The sequence below is a fragment of the Pseudomonas sp. SMV7 genome (genome assembly GCF_052041995.1).
Taxonomy (GTDB): domain Bacteria; phylum Pseudomonadota; class Gammaproteobacteria; order Pseudomonadales; family Pseudomonadaceae; genus Aquipseudomonas.
Genome location: NZ_JBKGGT010000007.1, coordinates 143594 through 164606, shown reverse-complemented (window position 1 = coordinate 164606; position 21013 = coordinate 143594). Strand labels below are relative to the sequence as shown.

The 21013-nt window shown below is 64.0% G+C and carries 15 protein-coding genes; 10 read left to right on the top strand and 5 right to left on the bottom strand.

All coding sequences use genetic code 11. From position 1 onward, the window contains the following. Positions 1 to 41: 41 nt before the first annotated feature. The 4 genes from mdtD to ACLEJP_RS11365 form a co-directional block, all read right to left on the bottom strand. Positions 42 to 1469, bottom strand: a complete 1428-nt coding sequence (mdtD, locus tag ACLEJP_RS11380; protein ID WP_289133655.1) for a multidrug transporter subunit MdtD — start codon at positions 1467 to 1469, stop codon at positions 42 to 44. A 127-nt stretch (positions 1470 to 1596) separates the two neighbouring features. Further along, complete coding sequence (locus ACLEJP_RS11375) at positions 1597 to 2916, bottom strand: TldD/PmbA family protein (RefSeq protein ID WP_440806463.1); 1320 nt, start codon at positions 2914 to 2916, stop codon at positions 1597 to 1599. Continuing rightward, entirely contained in the window at positions 2913 to 4358 is a 1446-nt protein-coding gene (locus ACLEJP_RS11370) for a TldD/PmbA family protein (RefSeq protein ID WP_440806460.1), read from the bottom strand. Before ACLEJP_RS11370 ends, ACLEJP_RS11375 begins: the two co-directional genes overlap by 4 nt. 31 nt (positions 4359 to 4389) lie before the next feature. Beyond that, complete coding sequence (locus ACLEJP_RS11365) at positions 4390 to 6192, bottom strand: acyl-CoA dehydrogenase (protein ID WP_440806459.1); 1803 nt, start codon at positions 6190 to 6192, stop codon at positions 4390 to 4392. A gap of 304 nt (positions 6193 to 6496) precedes the next feature. Between ACLEJP_RS11365 and ACLEJP_RS11360 the strand changes: the two genes are divergently transcribed. After that, the gene (locus ACLEJP_RS11360) at positions 6497 to 7060 is read left to right on the top strand and encodes a hypothetical protein (protein ID WP_440806457.1); all 564 of its coding nucleotides are present in this window, start codon (positions 6497 to 6499) and stop codon (positions 7058 to 7060) included. A gap of 194 nt (positions 7061 to 7254) precedes the next feature. Continuing rightward, positions 7255 to 7653 carry a hypothetical protein gene (locus ACLEJP_RS11355; protein WP_440806455.1) on the top strand — a complete coding sequence of 133 codons (399 nt, stop codon included), beginning with the start codon at positions 7255 to 7257 and terminating at the stop codon, positions 7651 to 7653. A 103-nt stretch (positions 7654 to 7756) separates the two neighbouring features. Here the strand turns inward: ACLEJP_RS11355 and putA are convergent, their stop codons facing one another. Then, positions 7757 to 11710 carry a trifunctional transcriptional regulator/proline dehydrogenase/L-glutamate gamma-semialdehyde dehydrogenase gene (putA, locus tag ACLEJP_RS11350; protein ID WP_296233808.1) on the bottom strand — a complete coding sequence of 1318 codons (3954 nt, stop codon included), beginning with the start codon at positions 11708 to 11710 and terminating at the stop codon, positions 7757 to 7759. Between the two features lie 68 nt (positions 11711 to 11778). On the opposite strand from putA, the gene ACLEJP_RS11345 reads away from it, so the two are divergent. The 8 genes from ACLEJP_RS11345 (at position 11779) to ACLEJP_RS11310 (ending at position 20972) form a co-directional block, all read left to right on the top strand. Further along, positions 11779 to 11961 carry a hypothetical protein gene (locus ACLEJP_RS11345; protein WP_440806452.1) on the top strand — a complete coding sequence of 61 codons (183 nt, stop codon included), beginning with the start codon at positions 11779 to 11781 and terminating at the stop codon, positions 11959 to 11961. A gap of 106 nt (positions 11962 to 12067) precedes the next feature. Then, positions 12068 to 13546 (top strand): sodium/proline symporter PutP, encoded by a 1479-nt coding sequence (putP, locus tag ACLEJP_RS11340; protein ID WP_440806451.1) that lies wholly within the window; start codon positions 12068 to 12070, stop codon positions 13544 to 13546. Positions 13547 to 13731: 185 nt separating this feature from the next. Further along, positions 13732 to 14568 (top strand): 23S rRNA (adenine(2030)-N(6))-methyltransferase RlmJ, encoded by an 837-nt coding sequence (locus ACLEJP_RS11335; protein ID WP_225779478.1) that lies wholly within the window; start codon positions 13732 to 13734, stop codon positions 14566 to 14568. A gap of 235 nt (positions 14569 to 14803) precedes the next feature. Next, positions 14804 to 16561 (top strand): carbamoyltransferase family protein, encoded by a 1758-nt coding sequence (locus ACLEJP_RS11330; protein WP_406820159.1) that lies wholly within the window; start codon positions 14804 to 14806, stop codon positions 16559 to 16561. Next, positions 16545 to 17675 (top strand): glycosyltransferase, encoded by a 1131-nt coding sequence (locus ACLEJP_RS11325; RefSeq protein ID WP_440806449.1) that lies wholly within the window; start codon positions 16545 to 16547, stop codon positions 17673 to 17675. The genes ACLEJP_RS11330 and ACLEJP_RS11325 overlap by 17 nt, the downstream gene beginning before the upstream one ends. Further along, positions 17675 to 18571, top strand: coding sequence for an antimicrobial resistance protein Mig-14 (locus tag ACLEJP_RS11320; protein WP_440806448.1), 897 nt, complete (start codon positions 17675 to 17677; stop codon positions 18569 to 18571). The genes ACLEJP_RS11325 and ACLEJP_RS11320 overlap by 1 nt, the downstream gene beginning before the upstream one ends. Then, positions 18568 to 19971: a PIG-L deacetylase family protein gene (locus tag ACLEJP_RS11315; protein ID WP_440806447.1), complete on the top strand. Its 1404-nt coding sequence runs from the start codon at positions 18568 to 18570 to the stop codon at positions 19969 to 19971. Before ACLEJP_RS11320 ends, ACLEJP_RS11315 begins: the two co-directional genes overlap by 4 nt. Before the next feature lie 44 nt (positions 19972 to 20015). Further along, a complete protein-coding gene (locus tag ACLEJP_RS11310) occupies positions 20016 to 20972 on the top strand; it encodes a glycosyltransferase family protein (RefSeq protein ID WP_440806446.1) in 957 nt (318 codons plus the stop codon). The last annotated feature ends 41 nt before the right edge of the window (positions 20973 to 21013 follow it).

Sequence of the window (21013 nt, the reverse complement as noted above, 5' to 3'; positions counted from 1 at the left end):
GAAAAATGCCGCATAGTCTACCAGCCTCGTGGCCATTCGCCCTACGACTCCATGTGTTGTTCCGGACGACGGGCACGCCTTCCGTCCGTCGGCGCCAGCTGCAGGAAGATCGCCGCCGCGAGCATGGCCATCACGCCGATGGTCACGAAGGTCAGCTGGAATGCGCCCAAGGTGGTTTCCACACCCTCGGCGCTGCCGGCAGCGGTGAAACCACCCAGCAGCGCACCGGCGCAGGCCACGCCCAGGCTCAAGGACAGCTGCGCTACCACCGACAGCAGGCTGTTGCCACTACTGGCGCTGGCGTCGTCAAGGTCGATCAGGGTTACGGTGTTCATCGCCGTGAACTGCATGGAGTTGACGGCTCCGAGCAGGCCAAGCTGAAGCAGCAACACGGCATAGGGCGTCTGCTCGTCGACCAGGCCGAGGCTGGCCAGCAGCACGCCCAGCAGCAAAGTGTTGCCGGTGAGGATGATGCGGTAGCCAAGGCGTTCGATCAGCGGCCGGGCGATGGACTTGGCGAGCATGGCCGCGGCGGCCAGTGGAATCATGCTCATGCCGGCCTGGGCCGGCGAGTAGCCCAGCGCCACCTGCAGCAGCAATGGCACCAGGAACGGCAGGGCGCCACTGCCCAGGCGGGCGAACAGGTTACCGAGGATACCGATGGCGAAGGTGCGCACGCGGAACAGGCTGGGCGAGAACAGTGGCTCCGGGTCGCGCCCGGCGCGCAGCCAGTAGGCCGCCAGGCAGGCCATGCCGGCGAACAGCAGCAACATCACCCGCAGGTGTGGCAGGTGCAGTTCACCCAGGCCCTCCATGGCGATGGTGATCAGCACCATGGCCGCGCCAAACAGCAGGAACCCCGGACCGTCGAAGGTGGTGCGTTCGGCGCCGCGCAGGTCGGGAATGAATCTCCACACGGCATAGCAGCCGACCAGGCCGACAGGCAGGTTGAGCAGGAAGATCCAGTGCCAGCTGAGAATCTCCACCAGCCAGCCGCCGACGGTCGGGCCCAATAGCGGGCCGAGCAGGCCGGGAATGGTGATGAAGCTCATGATGCGCACCAGCTCGGTGCGTGGATAGGCACGCAGCACCACCAGCCGCCCGACCGGCAGCATCAGCGCGCCGCCCAGGCCTTGCACGACCCGGGCGAAGATCAGGAAGCCGAGGCTATTGGCCGCAGCACACAGCAGCGAACCGAAGCTGAACAGCAGGATGGCGCTGAAGAAGATGCGCTTGGTGCCGAAGCGGTCGGCGATCCAGCCCGAGGCGGGGATCAGCAAGGCCACCGTGAGCATGTAGGCGATGATCACGCCTTGCATGCGCAGCGGGTCCTCGGCCAGCGAGCGAGCCATGGCCGGCAATGCGGTGTTGAGGATGGTGCCATCCAGGGACTGCATGAAGAAGGCGATGGCCACCACCCAGGGGATCCAGCGGGCAGTGACGGGGTCCAGCGGGGTGCGTTCGGGCATGACTTCCTCGTTTGTCAGTACCGGCCCTTTCGCGGGCACGCCCGCTCCCACCGGTAGCGCATCGCATTTGATGAGGGTGCAATACCTGTGGGAGCGGGCGTGCCCGCGAAGAGGCCGGTGGTGTCTATCACAATGTCAGAGTCAACCCTTTGACCAGCGCCCCCGGCAAATGACTCGACCCGGTACTGCGCTGACCATAGGTGCTGGTCGACAGGATCATCTCGCGCTCGCGGGTCAGGTCCTCCAGTTGGCTGCCGAGCAGGCTGTACAGGCTGTCATCGAAGCGCATGGTGCGCACCGGCCCCTGGATCTGCCCATTCTCCACCCAGAAGGTGGCGAAGCGGGTCAGCCCGGTCATCCGCGCTGCTGGCAGGTCGGAGTAGTTCAGGTACCACAGGTTGCTGATGTACAACCCGGTGCCGAGCCGCTCAAGCACCTGTTCGCTGGGCAAGCTCCCTGGTGCAAGGCTGAGCGCGCACGGCGATTCGTAGCTGTCGGCGCCATTGGCCAGCAACCCGAATTCGGCGGCGCTGCGTGCGCTGACCAGCCGTTGCAGCGCCTCGCCTTGCTGGATCAACGGCACGTCCAGGCGCGGCGAGCCTTCATCGGAAAACGCCGGGCTCAGCGAGCCGCTGACCTGCTCGCTGAAGCTCACCAGCGGGCTCAGCCGCGCATCGCCGTTGTAGAGGCGCTGCAGGGCGCTGTTGCCGGTAGCCAGGGCCTGCGCGGAAAACCCGCCCCAGCACAACATGCCGGCAATTTCGTCCATCGCCGCCGGGGCCAGGTAGGCGCGATAGCTGCCAGGCTTCAGGGTAACTGCCGGGCGGCCGAGGAAGCCCAGTTGTTCGCGTGCCTGGCGCAGCCGCGTGGTGAAGTCGTCAGCGCGCCACGCCTGCCCTGCGTAGTTGGCCTTCACCGCCTCGCCATTTGCATGGAACAGGCTCCAGTCGACGTTGAAGCTGTTGGCCTGATGCCAGCCGAAGGCCCCGAACGAGCTGGCGAAGCCCCGGCAGATGGGGCCGGCGGCGTAGATGCCGACCAGGTCCAGGTCGCCGGCTTCGTGCTCGAGCAGGGCCAGTACTTCATTCAGCTCGGGCAGCGGCTGTTGCTGCTGGCTGTGGCTGTGCCAAGCGCTTTCGTCCAGACGCAGGTACGGATCGACGGCCAACAGCGGCAGGGTCTGGCGCAGTTGCTCAAGGGCCGTGTTCAGGCGCTGGCTATCGAGTTGCGCGTCACCGCTCAAGGTCACCTGTTGCTCCGCCTGACGGCCATCGCGGATCAGGCGCAGTTGCGCACTGGCCTGGCTCACTTCGCCGGCCTGGCGCACCTTGGCGTGATTGAAACGTACGAACTGCGACTGCTCGGCACTGTAGCCGAGGGTGAACTGCTCGCCCGTTCGCAGGGTTTTGTTCAGCTCTGCGACCAAGGTTTCGAAAGCGTTCTTCACGAGGCGTCTCCTCCGAATACATCAATCTGGCGGAACACGCAGGCTGGCGAGGCATGACCAACCCGTACCACCTGGTTGGGTTCGCCCTTGCCACAGTTGGGCGTACCCAGCACCTGGAAGGTGCTGCGGTCACCGACCGCCGCCAGGTTACGCCAGAAATGCGCGGAAATGCCGCGGTAGTTGGGGTTCTTGACGATGCCCTTCAGTTCGCCATCTTCGATCAGCTGGCCCCATTCGCAGCCGAACTGGAACTTGTTGCGCGCGTCGTCGATGGACCAGGAACGGTTGGTGCGCATCAGGATGCCGTGCTCGATGCCCTCGATCAGCTGGTTCAGCGACTTGTCCCCCGGCTCGATGTTGAGGTTGGCCATGCGGTCGATCGGCGCACGGTTCCAGCCGCAGGCACGGCTGTTGGCCACGCCGTCGAGGCCGGAACGGAACTGCGACAGCGCGCCACCCAGCGGGCGCAGCAACAGGCCGTCGCGGATCAGGAACTGCTTGCTGGCCGGGGTCCCGTCGTCATCGAAGCTGTAGCTGGCCAGCTCTTCGCCGATGGTTGGGTCGAAGGTCACGTTCAGCAGGCTGGAGCCGTATTGCAGCTGGCCGAAATCGCTGGTTTTGACGAAGCTGGTGCCGGCGTAGTTGCGCTCGTCGCCGAGGATGCGGTCCATCTCCAGCGGGTGGCCGATCGATTCGTGAATCTGCAGTATCATCTGGTCCGGCATCAACAGCAGGTCACGCGGGCCGCTGGGGGTGTTCGGGGCCAGCAGCAGTTCCAGCGCCTCGTCCGCCACCCGGTGGGCAGCACCCACCAGGCCGCAGCGCTCGATGACCTCGAAGCCGCCCTGCTGGCCGAAGTTGTCACGGCCCAGGCTACGGCTCTGGCTGTCCTGGCCGTCGCTGGCGGTGACCCCGACGCCGGGGAACAGGAAGCGTTGCGCATGGCGCAGTTGCGCGCCGGCCGAATTCAGGTAGGTCTGCTCGACCAGGCTGATGCCCAGGCTGGCTTGCCAGTCCACCAGGCGGCTGTCCTTGGGCACGCTGGCCGATTCGGCCGCGAGCAAGCCAAGGCAATCGGCGAGGGAGGGCAGAGGCTGCTCGAAGTTGGGCGAAATGTGGTCATGCTGGGCACTGGTCACTGCCTGCCCGCGCAGGTCCAGCAGGCTGTGCCGGGCGATCTGCCGGGCCAGTGCCTCGGCTTGCTCCAGCGCGCGCTGCAAGCCGGCCTGGGACAGGTCGGCGGTGGCGGCATAGGCCTCTACGCCATTGACCCGCACGCTGAGCATGGCGCCTTCGTCCTGGCTGAACAGCGGCGGCTCTGCGACATTGCGGCGTACCGACAGCGCCTGGTGCGACTGTTTCACATGGCGCAGGGAAAACAACTCGGCCGTACTGCGCAGCGCGGCGAAGCGCTGACGCAGCAGGGCGCTGGAATCGAACATGCGGAAGCCTCCGTGTACACGGTGGCTCCCCCTAGAACCACCCGTCTTGCATGGCGAGGCAGGTGTCGTCGCGCGCCTCGAGCAATGCCAGCTCATTATGGCAGCCTGGTACTTCCCAGGTCAGGAAATAACGCGCGGCCTGTAGCTTGCCGAGGTAGAAGTCGCGGTCGAGCGGGCTGCCCTTGCGCAGGCCAAGCTCGGCGTGAATGGCCTGTTCCAGCCAGCGCCAGCCGATCACGCAATGGCCGAAGGCCTTGAGGTACAGGGCCGAGTTGGCCAGGGCGCCGGCGACTTTGCCCTGGGCCAGGTCGCCAAGCAGGGCCAGGGTGACGGCTTGCAGGCGGTTGACCAGTTGTTCCAGCGGCTGGCGCAGCGGGTCGAGGCTGGGGTGGTGGCTGGCGCGCTCGCCGGTGGCGGCTATCAGGCGGATCAGCTGCTTGAGACCTGCGCCATTGTTCTGCGCCAGCTTGCGACCGAGCAGGTCGAGCGACTGGATGCCCTCGGTGCCCTCGTGGATCGGGTTCAGGCGGTTGTCGCGATAGTACTGCTCGACGGGATATTCACGGGTGTAGCCATGGCCGCCAAGAATCTGGATCGCCAGTTCGTTGGCCTTGAGGCAGAACGTCGAAGGCCAGGATTTGACGATCGGGGTCAGCAGGTCGAGCAGGTCTTGCGCCTGTCTACGGGCGCTTTCATCGGCGGCGGTGTGGGTGTCGTCGAACAGGCGCGCTGCGTACAGGCCCAGGTCGAACGCGCCTTCCACATAGGCTTTCTGGGCCAGCAGCATGCGTTTCACATCCGTGTGCTCGACAATCGGCACCGCCGGGCTGTGCGGGTCCTTGTTGTCCGGTAGCCGGCCCTGCGGCCGCTGGCGGGCATAGTCCAGCGAGTACAGGTAACCGGCGTAGCCGAGCATCACTGCGCCCATGCCAACGCCAATGCGGGCTTCGTTCATCATCTGGAACATGCAGGCCAGGCCCTGGTGTGGCTGGCCGACCAGGTAGCCGACGCACTGGCCGTTGTCGCCGAAGTTCAGCGCGGTGGACGTGGTGCCACGCCAGCCCATCTTGTGGAACAGCCCGGCCAGCAGCACGTCGTTGCGCGGGCCGCGGCTGCCGTCGGGGTTGACCAGGTACTTCGGCACGATGAACAGCGAGATACCTTTCACCCCGGGCGGGGCGTCCGGCAGCTTGGCCAGCACCATGTGCACGATGTTTTCCGACAGTTCGTGGTCGCCGCCGGAAATGAAGATCTTGTTGCCCTTGAGCCGGTAGCTGCCGTCACCGGCAGGCTCCGCACGGGTGCGGATATCGGCAAGCGAAGAGCCTGCATGGGGTTCGGTCAGGGCCATGGTGCCGAAGTAGCGGCCTTCGATCATCGGCTGCAGGAACAGGCGCTTCTGTTCTTCGCTGCCGAAGCTCTCGATCAGGTTGGCTGCGCCCATGGTCAGGAACGGGTAGGCCGTGGTGCCGGCGTTGGCCGCCTGGAAGTGGGCGAAGCAGGCCTGCGAGACCAGGCTGGGCAACTGCATGCCGCCGACCTCGAAGTCGCGGTTGGCATTGAGGAAGCCGGCTTCGAGGAAGGCGTCGATGGCGGGTTTCACTTCCGCGATCAGTTCGGCGCGGCCGTCGACGTAGCGCGGCTCGTTTTCATCGGCCTTGCGGTTGTGCGGGGCGAAGAACCTTTCGGCGATGGTGCGGGCGGTGCTGAGCGCCGCATCGAAGGTTTCGCGGCTGTGCTCGGCAAAGCGCGGGCGCTGGGTCAAGGCTTCGGCGTCGAGTACTTCGTAGAGTTCGAAGGCCAGGTTGCGGGGGCTGAGCAGGGTCTCGGGCATGGTCGCGGTCCTGATGCGGGATGTTGCGAGTCTAGGCGGATAGGGAGGGGTGGGGGGAGGTTAATAGGTTTGGGTGATATGGGTTTAGAAAGCTGGGGTCCCTGCGTGGGCCCTTTGGCGTGAGACCACAGGATTGTGTTGATGCGGGGAACTGCGCATTACCAGTGGGAGGCACGAGAAAAGCCGAACAGGCACAGAAAAAACCGAGACGTTTCCCACAAGTCGGAGTGGATTTGGACTATCGCGGATCAAGTGGCGTTTGGCCTTGAATGTGCTCTTTGGTTTTCACAAGGCGACGTTTCAGATGAATGATGTCCTCAGTAACGACTTGACAGATGCCCAACGCGATCAGCTGCCCTTCTTCGTAGTTTCGCCTATGAAGTTTGGCGTAATGACCTTCTTCACCATGGGCTTCTACTGGCTGTATTGCTTCTATCAAAGCTGGAAGCTGTATGGAGCCACAACCGGTGAGAAGGTCAGCCCGTTCTGGCGAAGCGTTTTTGCGCTGTTTTTCATCTATCCACTACTGAGAAGAGTGAATGACCATATTCGCGACTCAGGTAGAAGCTATTCATGGTCCATCCTGGCGCTCACGCTGGGCTATTACGGTATGTGCGTTGTTTGGGTGGTCACCAGCATTGTTCTGGAGGACCGGCTGTGGGAAGCCTATTTTGCGGGGCTGTTGTCTCATGCTGCCTGGCTGATCGTTCTGGTACCCATGCAAAAAGGCACCAACTTTAGTGCGGGTGACAAAGAAGGGTTGGCCAACAGCCGTTTCACGCTGGCCAATTGGCTATGGATGTTACTGTTTATCTCGCTTGCAACAGCACAGCTGTTTGCTTTGATCGCACTTTCATCCATGGTTTGAGCGGATTTCTCTGCTGCGCGTAGGGGCGGCCCCAGGTTTCAGTTCCACTGCCGAAATTGCTGGGGGCCGCGTGGCGGCCGTTTCGCGACGCGAGATCGCTCCTACAGAAAGCGGTACTTCTGCGAAAACTGGAGGTGACATTGGAGAGCTCGAGCTTGAGCATGTGTAGAACCGCTTTCCTGTTCTGGGGAGGCATGGATGCGTTCTACCTCTTTCTTTACGTCCTTCGCAGCATGGCGCGAGGCGCAATACCCTTCTGGACGGATTTCAACGATGGATTGCACAACATGCAGAACTGGGGAGGAGGGCTGGAGTTCATAGTCTGGCTGGGCCTGGCTCTGCAGCTCTCCTTGATCGTGACTTGCGTGTTGTTTCTTCTGCGTTGTCGGGTGGCTGTCTACCTGGCGATGGTGCAGATCCCCTTTCGTATCTTTTTTTTCGTTCCTTCGATATCCACGATGCTGGTTTGGCCGATGCTGGTTTCCAATATGGGTTATTCGGTGTGGCTTGGGCTGATGCTGCTTTCGGAGGGAGGCAAAAGCTGGTGTCTCTGGTGGCTCTGGCGATGTGATGGACAAAGCCCTCATGGATGATGCTGAGTTGGACAGGAAGAAAGCCTGATTTTCAACTCAAGGACAAGCGCCCATAAAAAAAGGAGAGCCGAAGCTCTCCTTTCTCTTCAACAACCCTCAGCCATCAACCAATGGTCATCAGGCTGGCGTTACCACCCGCCGCCGCAGTGTTCACACTCACCGCCCGCTCGATCACCAGGCGCTCCAGCGCAATCTGATGATCGCCGCTGGACAGCCCGTGCACACCGACGATCGCCCCGGCACGCTTGGCCACCTGCTGGCACACGCCGCGCAGCTGGTCCGAATCGCCATGGTGGATCACGGCGTCGAACGCCACTTCGTCCTTGCTCCAGTCCGCCACCAGCTTGACCTTGGCCTGCAGCTCTTTCGGCAGGCGAGCGCGCAGGGCCTTGCCAGGTTCACCGTCTACCCACACCGCCGAGCTACCCACAGCCAGCACTGCGGCGAACTGCGCCAGCAGGTCGGCTTCGTTGTCAGCCAGGCACAGCACGTGCTCGCGCGGCAGTATGGTGTAGCTGTTGCGCTCGCCGGTCGGGCCTGGCAGCAGGCGGGCAATGCCGCTCTGCGACTGGCTGGCAAACTGGCTGCACAGCGCGGCCAGGTCGGCATGCTGGTTGCTCTCGGCCCAGGCTTTCAGGCCGTGCAACGGCTTGATCAGCTGCTCGTGCAGGGTGCGGTCCGGCTTGCCTTCGCCGTCCTGCTGCTGGAAGTGGCGGCCAATCGCGTCCGCCGGGCGGGTCGACAGCAGGCGGTACAGGTACAGCGGGCCGCCGGCTTTCGGGCCGGTACCGGACAGGCCTTCACCACCGAACGGCTGTACACCGACCACTGCACCGACGATGTTGCGGTTGACGTACATGTTGCCAGCATTGGCGGTTTCCACCACCTTGGCGATGGTCTCGTCGATGCGAGTGTGCACGCCGAGGGTCAGGCCGTAACCGGAATTGTTGATCTGCTCGATCAGCTGGTCGAGGTTGCGGCGGTTGTAGCGCACCACATGCAGCACCGGGCCGAAGATTTCGCGCTTCAGTTCATCGAAGCTTTCCAGTTCGATCAGGGTCGGCATGACGAAGGTACCGCGCTTGATCTCGGCGGCATCGGCAATCGCCACCTGGTAGACCGGGCGGCCTTTCTCGCGCATGCCCTGGATGTGCTTCTCGATGCCGGCCTTGGCTTCGGCGTCGATCACCGGGCCGATGTCCACGGCCAGGCGGTCCGGGCTACCCAGGCGGCTTTCGGCCATGGCGCCCTTGAGCATCTCGATCACGCGGTCGGCGGAGTCTTCCTGCAGGCACAGCACGCGCAGTGCCGAGCAACGCTGGCCGGCGCTGTCGAAGGCCGAAGACACCACGTCGATCACCACCTGCTCGGTCAGTGCCGAGGAATCGACGATCATCGCGTTCTGGCCACCGGTTTCAGCGATCAGCGGGATCGGGCGGCCCTGGTTATCCAGGCGGCCGGCGACGTTGCGCTGCAGCAGGCGGGCGACTTCGGTGGAGCCGGTGAACATCACGCCCTTGACGCGCTCGTCACCGACCAGGCCGGCGCCGACGGTTTCGCCACGGCCTGGCAGCAGTTGCAGCACGCCTTCCGGAATCCCGGCTTCCAGCAGCAGGCGCACGGCCTGGGCGGCAATCAGCGGGGTCTGCTCGGCCGGCTTGGCCAGCACCGGGTTGCCGGCGGCGAGGGCCGCGGCCACCTGGCCGGTGAAGATCGCCAGCGGGAAGTTCCACGGGCTGATGCACACGACCGGGCCCAGTGGGCGGTGGGCGTCGTTGCTGAAGTCGTTGCGTGCCTGCACCGCGTAGTAGCGCAGGAAGTCTACCGCTTCACGCACTTCGGCGATGGCGTTGGCGAAGGTCTTGCCGGCTTCGCGGATGAGCAGGCCCATCAGCGGCTGGATCTCGGCCTCCATCAGGTCGGCGGTGCGTTCCAGGATGGCAGCACGTTCGGCCGGCGGGGTGGCCTGCCAGATCGGTGCGGCATTCAGGGCGCACTGGATGGCGTTGTCGACGTCGGCGACAGTGGCTTCCTGCACATGGCCAACCACGTCGCGGTGGTCCGCCGGGTTCAGCACGGCGACAGCAGCGCTTTCACTGGCGGCGCAGGCCAGCAGCGGGGCGGCTTTCCAGTCGTTGTGGGCGGTGGCCAGCATGGCGCACGACAGCGATGCCAGGCGGTGTTCGTTGGCCATGTCGATGCCGGCCGAGTTGGCCCGCTCGCTGCCATACAGCTCACGCGGCAGCGGGATGCGCGGGTGCGGCAGGCCGATGCTGCCTTCCTGGGTGCCCATGCGCTCGATGCTGGCGACCGGGTCGGCGACCAGCTCCTGGATGGAGATGGAATGGTCGGCGATGCGGTTGACGAACGAGGTGTTGGCGCCGTTCTCCAGCAGGCGACGTACCAGGTAGGCCAGCAGCGTTTCGTGGGTGCCGACCGGTGCATAGACGCGGCATGGGCGGTTCAGCTTGCCTTCGGAAATCTTGCCGACCACTTGCTCGTACAGCGGCTCGCCCATGCCGTGCAGGCACTGGAACTCGTACTGGCCCGGGTAGTAGTTCTGCCCGGCAATATGATAGATGGCCGACAGGGTGTGGGCATTGTGGGTGGCGAACTGCGGGTAGATGGCTTCAGGCACGGCCAGCAGCTTGCGGGCGCAGGCGACGTAGGACACGTCGGTGTACACCTTGCGGGTGTAGACCGGGTAGCCTTCCAGGCCTTCGACCTGGGCGCGCTTGATCTCGCTGTCCCAGTAGGCGCCTTTCACCAGGCGGATCATCAGGCGGTGGCGGCTGCGCTTGGCCAGGTCGATGACATAGTCGATCACATAAGGGCAGCGCTTCTGGTAGGCCTGGATGACGAAGCCGATACCGTTCCAGCCGGCCAGCGAAGGCTCGAAGCACAGGCGCTCGAGCAGGTCGAGCGACAGCTCCAGGCGGTCGGCTTCCTCGGCGTCGATGTTCAGGCCGATGTCGTACTGCTTGGCCAGCAGGGTCAGCGACAGCAGGCGCGGGTACAGCTCTTCCATCACCCGCTCGTACTGGGCGCGGCTGTAGCGCGGGTGCAGCGCCGACAGCTTGATCGAGATGCCCGGGCCTTCATAGATGCCACGGCCATGGGAGGCCTTGCCGATCGAGTGGATGGCCTGCTCATAGGACGCCAGGTACTTCTGTGCGTCGTGCTCGGTCAGTGCGGCTTCGCCAAGCATGTCGTAGGAATAGCGGAAGCCCTTGGACTCGAAGCGGCTGGCATTGGCCAGGGCTTCGGCAATGGTTTCGCCCGTGACGAACTGCTCGCCCATCAGGCGCATGGCCATGTCGACGCCCTTGCGGATCATCGGCTCGCCGCTCTTGCCGATAATGCGGGTGAGCGAGGCAGTGAGGCCGGATTCGTTGTGGGTGGACACCAGCTTGCCGGTCAGCAGCAGGCCCCAGGTGGCGGCGTTGACGAATAGCGAGGGGCTGTTGCCCAGGTGTGGCTGCCAGTTGCCGGTGCTGATCTTGTCGCGGATCAGTGCGTCACGGGTGCCCTTGTCGGGGATGCGCAGCAGGGCTTCGGCCAGGCACATCAGTGCCACGCCTTCCTGGGACGACAGCGAGAACTCCTGCAACAGGCCCTGGACGATACCGGCACGGCCACCGGCGCTCTTCTGGTTACGCAGTTTTTCCGCAAGGCCGGCGGCCATCTTGTTGGTCGCTTCGGCCAGCGGAGCACTCAGGCGAGCCTGCTCCAGCAGCATCGGCACCACTTCCTGTTCGGGACGGCGGTAGGCGGCGGTAATCGCCGAGCGCAGCACCGACTGCGGCAGGATGCTCTCGGCGAACTCGAGGAAGCACTGGTGGCTGTGGTCGGGCTGGATTTCGCCAGCGTCGTCGGCGAGGTTGCTGGCGTGACCGTTGAGTTCGGTCAGGGTGGCACCACCCTCGAGCTTCTCCAGGTAGTTGAAGATCGCTTGCTTGATCAACCAGTGCGGCGTGCGGTCGATGGACTGCGCAGCTGCCTTGAGTCGCTCACGGGTCGGGTCATCGAGTTTGACCCCAAGGGTGGTCGTCGCCATTTCTTATCCTCGTTATTGCCACGGCTGTGGCCTAAGCTGGCGCCAAGAGTAGCTGTAGGACAATTTGGGTGCAACCAGGTGCAACCCTAATTTTTGATGAAAAAGGTGCAACTCGTCAGCTGGCTGATCGTGGAAGTATAAAAGGCGTGTTTTCGGTGCGCTTTATTCTGAAAACCGGCCCGATTGCTCCAGAAAGGAGCAAAAAATCGGCTTTATCGGAAAATGCGCGGGCAGGTGCAACTTGCCGGTGAAAAATGGTTGCACCCGCTTCGCGTTGTTGCATAGCATTCGCCGCCTGGGTGCAACCGCCATGGCTGCGGTTGCGCATGAGATAAAAACAAACGCCAGGGCACACATATGGGCAACCCACTAACGATCACGTTCGTGATCTACATCGCGGCAATGGTGCTGATCGGCTTCGCGGCCTATCGCTCCACCAAGAACCTTTCCGACTACATCCTTGGCGGTCGCAGCCTGGGCAGCGTGGTTACCGCGCTTTCCGCCGGTGCTTCCGACATGAGCGGCTGGCTGCTGATGGGCCTGCCGGGCGCCATCTATTTCTCTGGCCTGTCCGAAGCCTGGATTGCCATCGGCCTGACCGTCGGCGCCTACCTCAACTGGCTGTTCGTTGCCGGCCGTCTGCGCGTTCAGACCGAGCACAACGGCGATGCGCTGACCCTGCCGGACTACTTCTCCAGCCGTTTCGAAGACCATAGCGGCCTGCTGCGCATCATTTCGGCCATCGTGATTCTGGTGTTCTTCACCATCTACTGCGCTTCCGGCATCGTCGCCGGTGCCCGTCTGTTCGAGAGCACCTTCGGCATGCCGTACGAAACCGCGCTGTGGGCCGGTGCGGCGGCGACCATTGCCTACACCTTCATTGGTGGCTTCCTGGCGGTGAGCTGGACCGATACCGTGCAGGCATCGCTGATGATCTTCGCGCTGATCCTCACCCCGGTGATCGTGCTGATCTCCACCGGCGGCTTCGATCAGACCTTCGCCGCTATCGAGGTGGTGAACCCGGCTCACTTCGACATGTTCAAGGGCGCGACCTTCATCGGCATCATTTCGCTGATGGGTTGGGGCCTGGGCTACTTCGGTCAGCCGCACATCCTGGCGCGCTTCATGGCCGCCGACTCGGTGAAATCGATTGCCAACGCCCGCCGTATCTCCATGACCTGGATGATCCTGTGCCTGGCCGGCACCTGCGCCGTGGGCTTCTTCGGTATCGCCTATTTCTCGGCTCATCCTGATCTGGCTGGCCCGGTCACCGAGAACCACGAGCGTGTGTTCATCGAGTTGGCCAAGATCCTGTTCAATCCGTGGATCGCCGGTGTGCTGCTGTCGGCCATCCTGGCAGCGGTGATGAGTACCTTGAGCTGCCAGTTGCTGGTGTGCTCCAGCGCCCTGACCGAGGACTTCTACAAGGCCTTCCTGCGCAAGAACGCTTCGCAGGTCGAGCTGGTGTGGGTCGGTCGGCTGATGGTCCTGGCCGTGGCCCTGATCGCCATCGCCATGGCCGCCAACCCGGAAAACCGTGTGCTGGGCCTGGTGGCGTACGCCTGGGCCGGTTTCGGTGCCGCATTCGGTCCGGTGGTGCTGATTTCGGTACTGTGGAAAGGCATGACCCGTAACGGCGCCCTGGCCGGTATCGTGGTCGGTGCGCTGACCGTGATCCTGTGGAAGAACTTCGACACCCTCGGGCTGTACGAAATCATCCCGGGCTTCCTGTTCGCCAGCATCGCCATCGTCGTGGTGAGCAAGCTGGGCAGCCCGTCGAAAGCGATGGTGCAGCGCTTCGAGACGGCTGATGCGGCATACCACGCTGACAAGTAACACCCGCTGAATCGGCGGCGCCTGCTTCGCGGGCTTGCCCGCTCCCACTGGTGCTGCACAGGATTTGAGATCTGTGCAGGCCCTGTGGGAGCGGGCGAGCCCGCGAAGATGCCGCCGCCGATCGACAGCCAGGCCTGACTCCGCCCGCAAGGCAAGGTAAACTTGCCACCCCCGCAGGAGTTGCCATGAATTATCGTCACGCCTTCCACGCCGGCAACCACGCCGACGTCCTCAAGCACATCGTGCTGACCCGCCTCATCGCCCTGATGTCGCGCAAGGAGCAGCCGTTCGCCTACATCGATACCCACGCAGGGCTCGGCTTGTACGACCTGCAAGGCGACCAGGCAACCCGCACCGGCGAATACCTGGAAGGGGTGGCCCGCCTGTGGAACCGCGACGACCTGCCGGCCATGGCCGCTGACTACCTGCGCATCATCAAGCGCCTGAACGCTGATGGCGAGTTGCGCTATTACCCCGGTTCGCCCGAGCTGGCCCGCCGGCTGATGCGCCAGCAGGACCGCGCCCTGCTCAACGAGAAGCACCCCGAAGACGGGCCGCTGCTCAAGGAGAACATGAAGAAGGACCCGCGCGTGGTCGTGCACCTGGGCGAAGGCTGGCATGTGCCGCGAGCCCTGCTGCCGGTGCAGGAAAAGCGCGCGATCATGCTGATCGACCCGCCGTTCGAGCAGGCTGATGAATTGAAGCGCTGCACCACGGCGATGAAAGAAGCGATCAGCCGCATGCGCCAGACGGTTGCGGCCATCTGGTATCCGATCAAGGACCAGCGCTCGCTGACCCGTTTCTACCAGGACCTGACCAGCACCGGCGCACCGAAGCTGCTGCGTGTCGAGCTGTACGTGCACCACCAGGACAGCCCGCAGGGCCTGAATGGTTCGGGCCTGGCCATTGCCAATCCGCCGTGGGGGCTGGAGGACGAACTGAAGGAGCTGCTGCCCTGGCTGGCCAGGGAGCTGGCGCAGACCGCCGGCAGCTACCGCATGGACTGGCTGATCGCCGAATAATCAGCCCTGCGGTCCCCTGTAGGAGCGGCCTCGTGTCGCGAACGGCCGCAACGCGTCCCCGGCAATTTCTGCTGCGAAGCTGAAACCCTGGGGCCGCGTTGCGGCCCGTTCGCGACACAGGGCCGCTCCTACAACGACGCGCAGTTCGTGATGTTTGCGTTATAATCCCGCCCTTTAGCCGCCACCCGCCCGATGGGCCGCTGGCGCATTTCTACCGAATGAAGAGGCTGATCCCTTGGCATTGACGATTCTTGGCCTGTCCGGCGCCCTTAGCCATGACCCTTCCGCGGCCCTGTACATAGACGGCAAGCTGGTTGCCGCCGCCGAAGAAGAGCGCTTCGTGCGTGACAAGCATGCGAAGAACCGCATGCCCTACGAGTCGGCGAAGTTCTGCCTGGAGCAGGCCGGCATCAAGCCATCCGATGTCGACGTGGTAGCTATTCCGTTCGCCCCGATCAGCCTGTTCGGCAAGGCACGCTGGCACTACGCCAAGCGTTACTGGTACGCCCCGGATCGTGCCCTCGACGCCATCCTCATGGGCAACCGCCGCTACAAGCGCTACCGCAAGAAGATCGTCTGGTGCCTGGAGCAGCTGGGCTTCGACCCGAAAAAGGTCAAGATCGAGCCGGTCGAGCACCACCTGGCCCACGCCTCCAGCGCCTACCACTGCTCGGGCTTCAAGGAAAAGACCGCGATTCTCGGCATCGACGGTAAAGGCGAATATGCCACCACCTTCTTTGGCTATGGCGAAAACGGCAAGATCCACAAGATCAAGGAATTCTTCGACCCGGACTCGCTCGGTGGCCTGTACGGCGCAATCACCGAGTTCCTCGGTTTCGAGATGCTCGACGGCGAGTTCAAGGTCATGGGCATGGCGCCGTATGGCGACGCCAGCAAATACGACTTCTCGCGCCTGGCCAGCTTCGAAAACGGCGAGCTGGTGATCAACACCGAATACGCCAACGTGATCGGCCTGCGCCGCTATAAAGAGAAGGGCAAGGGCTTCTACTTCTCGCCGAAGCTGATCGAATGGCTGGGCCCCAAGCGCGAAGGCGACATCGCCGATGAGCCGTACATCCATTACGCAGCCAGCATGCAGGCGCTGTTCGAGAAGATCGCCCTGCAGATGATCGACCATTACCTGGGCGACACCCTGCGTGAAACCGGCAAGCTGGCCTTCGCTGGCGGCTGCGCGCTGAACGTCAAGCTCAACCAGAAGATCATCGCCCGTTCCGATGTGAAGGAACTGTTCGTGCAGCCGGCCTCCGGTGACGCCGGTACCGCCGTGGGCGCTGCCGCCTACGTGTCCCATGCCCGTGGCGTGCCGGTCGAGAAGATGGAGCACGTCTACCTCGGCCCGTCGTACTCCAACGAAGACGTGATCGCCGCCTGTGCCCGCCACCCGAACGCGCCGAAGTGGCGCAAGCTCGACGACATGCCGCAGCGCATCGCCCGGATCATGGTCGATGGCAACCCGGTGGCCTGGTTCCAGGGCCGCATGGAGTTCGGCCCGCGTGCCCTGGGTGGCCGCTCGATCATCGGTTGCCCGAGCGTGCCGGGCGTGGCCGACCGCATCAACGAGCAGATCAAGTTCCGTGAGCGCTGGAGACCTTTCTGCCCGTCGATGCTCGACACCGTCGCCCCGCAGATGATCAAGGTCGACCACCCGGCGCCGTTCATGACCTTCACCTTCGAAGTGGCTGAAGAGTGGAAGACCCGCGTGCCAGAAGTGGTCCACGAGGATGGCACGTCGCGGGCCCAGGTGCTCAAGCGCGAATACAACCCGCGCTACTACGACATGATGAAGGCGCTGGAGGACCTGACCGGCAATGGCGTGTCGCTCAACACCTCGCTGAACCGCCGTGGTGAACCGATGATCTGCTCGCCGACCGATGCCTTGAACATGTTCTTCGGCTCGGATCTGCAGTACCTCATCATGGAGGACATCCTGGTGGTGAAGGACGGCGCAGCCCTGTATGACCAGCCGCTCTGAACCGCGCATCCTGCAGTTCTGCCATGGCTATGACGGGCCGTTCCTGGACTGCGCCCGTCAGTATGCCAGCCTGTTCCAGGGGCATGGCTACCAGGTGACAACGGTGTTCCTCACCGGTGCTGCCGACCCGCAAGTGGCGGCCGGCTGCGCCTCGGACGAGGTATTGTTCCTGGAGTTCAGCTCCAAGGCCGTGCGCGGCCTGAAGCTCGGCGCCATCCGCGCATTGCGGCGGATTGCCGCCGAGCGCAATTTCGCCTTCTGCATTGCCCATCGCTTCAAGCCAATCTACGTTGCGCTGCTGGGTACCGGCTTGCCGGTGATCGGCGTGCATCATGCCTTTGGCGACTATCAGCGCAAGGGCCGCCGCCTGTTCGCCAACCTGTTCAGCCGGCGCCTGAGCCTGCTCGGGGTATCCGACGCGGTGCGGGACGAGATGCGCAACTGCCTGCCGAAGTGGCCAGCCGAACGTATCCAGACCCTGTACAACCGCATCGACATCGAAGCCCTGCAAGCGGCCCTGGTGCCACGCGCCGAAGCCCGTCAGGCCCTGGGCCTGGATGCGCAGGCATGGATTGTCGGCAATGTCGGGCGCCTGCACCCGGACAAAGACCAGGCCACCTTGTTGCGTGGTTTTGCCGAAGCACTGCCGGGGCTGCCGGCCGGTGCGCGTCTGGCGATCCTCGGCAAGGGCCGCCTGGAGGCCAGGCTCAAGGCACTGGCCGCCGAACTGGGCATTGCCGGGCAAGTGGACTTCCTTGGCCAGGTGCCGGACGCACGCCGTTATTTCCAGGCGTTCGACGTGTTTGCCCTCAGTTCCGACCATGAGCCGTTCGGCATGGTCCTGCTCGAGGCGATGGTCGCCGGAGTTCCCGTGCTGGCTACGGCCTGTGGCGGTGCGCGCGAAGTGGTCGAGGGGGTTGGCGTGCTGTTCCCGCTGGGTGATGCCGACCAGCTGGCCCAAGGCCTGAAGCACATGGCCGTGCTTGATGAGCCGCAGCGCCAGGCCTGTGCCGCGCACATGCTGCAGCGCCTGCGTGAGCGCTTCTCCGACCAGGCGGTGCGCGAAGCCTTCTGGCAGCTGCCGCAAGTCCGCTCTCTGGTAGGGAAGGCTTGATGCTCAACCGTATCCAGGCCTTCCGCGAACGCGGTTGGCAAGCCATCGACGCCAAGGCCTACGCCGAGGCATGGGCCCGCTTTGGCGGCAGCGTCGCTACCCATCCACTGGTGGTCGAACAACTGGCCGACCTGGCGCAGCTCCCGGTGCGTTACCTGGGATGGCACCAGGCTGGCGTGCTGAAGGCCGCCATCCCGGCCTGGGGGCACCACCTGGCGCTGTCCAAGGAGGTGCTCAAGCGCAGCGGCAAGAAAGCCCTGTTCGACCTGGGCAATGCCGAAATCATCCTGCCGGCGGCGGCCGATGCCGCCGCGCCGTTGCGTCATACGGCGCGTTACCTGTCCGAACTGAACCAGGGCCGCTTCACTGGCCTCAAGGCGCAGAAGGAACAGCTGGCCATGGCGCGTGCGCCGGAAGACTTGTCGAAGAAGTTCCGCTACAACCAGCGCCGCGAGCTGCGCCTGCTGGAAGAGGCGGGCGGCGTGGTGCGTCCGATCGGCGACTTCAGCGCGCAGGAGATTGCCAGCATGTACTGCGACCTGTTCCAGCGTCGCTGGGGTTTCCCGGCCACCGGGGCCGAGCGCATGGCCGATGTGCTGGAGCGCCTGCGCGAATTGCTGATCGGTTCGGTGTTGCTGCTGGACGGCAAGCCGATTGCAATCCAGCTGGTGTACCGCGTCGAAGCGCCCGAGTGGATCAGCGTCGAGTACATCAATGGCGGTGTCGACCCGGAAACCAAGGCCTTCAGCCCCGGTAGCGTGTTGAGCTTCCTCAACACCCAGGCTGCCTGGGAGGACGCCCGGGCGCGCAACAAACCGCTGCGGTTCTCGTTCGGCCGTGCCGACCGCGAGTACAAGGACCGCTGGTGCAACCCCGTGCCGGTGTATCAGGCGTGAGCCGCAAGCAGCAGTTGCTCAAGCGCCATCGGCGCAACAAGCGCCTGGGCCTGCTGGTGGGCCTGGTCGCGCTGGTTGCCCTGGGGCTATGCACCTGGTGGTGGCTGCCGCTGCTGCTATTGCCGCTGTTGTGGGCAGGCCACGAAGCCTGGTTTGCCGACCATCTGTTCTACGCGCCCAGCGAGGACTACGCCTACGACTTCGGCGACCAGGCCCGGCCGGTTGCCGCCAGGCTGGACGCTGGCCTGCTCAAGGCCGATTGCGCGCTGCAGGGCAACGAAACCCTGGTCCTTGAATTGCGCGTGAAAAGCACCTGGCTGGGGCGCTTCTTCGATCCGCGGGTTGAACTGCTGGCTACCGGGCAGGACGACCGGCAAACCTTCGAGCGCGGTGTCGATGGCCTGCGCTTTCTCAACCTGAGCGGCCTGGCCGCGCCCCTGCAAGCCGGTGCGTTGCGCCTGCGTGGCCGTCATTGCCGGTTGCAAGGCCAGCCGCGCCTGTGGATAACCCCGCCGGTCGAATTGCAACGGCGTCGGGTCATGGTGATTGCGCCGCATGCCGATGACGCCGAGCTGGCCGCTTATGGTCTCTACAGCCAGGCTGACGAAACCTGGGTGGTGACCCTGACCGCCGGTGAAATCGAGGCTGAGCACTACCAGCAGATGGGCCTGGCCAAGGCCGAGGCTGCACGCTTGAAAGGCCGCCTGCGGGCCTGGGACAGCATCGCCGTGCCACGCTGGGCCGGGGTCCCGGAATCGCGCTGCGTGCAACTGGGCTATTTCTGCCTGCAACTGCCCGCCATGCAGGCCGCGCCAGACCAGCCGGCCGCTTCCCGTGAGGCCGGCCTCGCCGATGTCCGCCTGTTCCGCCAGTTCAACCCGTTCCCGCTGCCGGCCGATGGCGATGGCGCGCCGACCTGGCACAACCTGCTTGCCGACCTGCGGGCCTTGCTGGAAATGGCCAGGCCGCAAGTGCTGGTGATGCCGCACCCGCAGCTCGACCCGCACCCCGACCACATCTGCGCCCAGGCCGCAGTTCTGGAAGCCTTGCAAGGCCTGGCCTGGCAGCCGCAAACCTTGCTCTGCTATGCCAACCACCTGCATGACAACGACCGCTGGCCGATGGGCGCCAGTGGCGATGGTGTAGCCCTGCCACCGCAGATGAGCGCTGATCAGGCCTGGGCGCCCTGCAGCCTGGTGCTCGACCTGGCGACCCAGCGCGACAAGGCCATGGCCCTGGGTATGATGCACGACCTGCAGCCGCCCGCGCCGTTCAAGCGCCGGGTACGCCGCTGGTTGCAGCGTTGGCTGGCCGGGCGGAGGCCATCGCCGTACGGCGAGAACGAGTTCTTCCGCAAGGCCGTGCGCCGACATGAACTGTTCTGGCGGCGCGAGCTGTAGCCCCCATGGTTGACCGCGATGGCGCAGAGCGCCCAAGGAAAGCAATGAAAGTCCTATTTCTGGTGCAGAAGGAACAGCGGGCCATTCTCGACCGCCTGTACGATGGCGTCGCGGCCAACTGCGAGTGTGACCTGCGCTGGCTGACCAGCGAAGACCAGCGCAACCTGCGTCGCTATTTCAAGCGGGAAGTGCAGGTCGAGCGCTATGACCGCATCGTGTTCTTCCTGCGCTTCAAGCAGGAGATTCGCCAGGTGGCGTTCATCCGCACGGTGCCGAACCTGGTCATTCTCGAGCATGATGCCTACCAGAACTACATCCCGTGCAAGTACACCGGCAAGTTCAGTGCGCATTATCGCCAGCTGCCATGGGCGCGGGTGATCAGCTCCGGCTACATGGTCAGCGAGCGCCTGCGCCAGGAAGGGTTCGATGCCGTGTTCGTACCCAAGGGCTACGACGAGCAGTTGCTCAGTGACCAGGGGCGCGAACGTGACATCGAGCTGGCGTTTGTCGGCAGCACCAACAGCGTCGCCTACAGCGGCCGCAAGGCGCTACTGGACGAGCTGGGCCGGGTCGAGAACCTGGTGGTGACCCGTACCAAATCGGGCGAGGATTACTGCAACACGCTCAATCGGATCCGCTTCTTCGTCAGTGCCGATGTCGGCATGGGCGAATACATGATCAAGAACTTCGAAGCCATGGCCTGCGGCTGTGTGTTGCTGGCATATGACCAGGGCGAGGAAGAAAACCGCGCGCTGGGCCTGCAGGACATGCACAACGTGGTGTTTTATGACAGCATCCCGACCCTTCAGGAAAAACTCCGTTCCTTGCGTGCGGACCCTGCACTGGCCCGCCAGATTGCAGAAAATGGTCGCCATCTGGCGGTTTCCCGTTTCAGTTTCGGGGCCGTTGGACGTAGCATCGTCGACCACATGCGCCCGGCGCTCAGGCCCCACCCGCCGTTGTCTGCATGGCAGCGGCTGCGCCTGAAGCTGGGCATCTAACACAAGAACTTTCGCCCGTACGGAGCGGGTGTTGAAAGTCG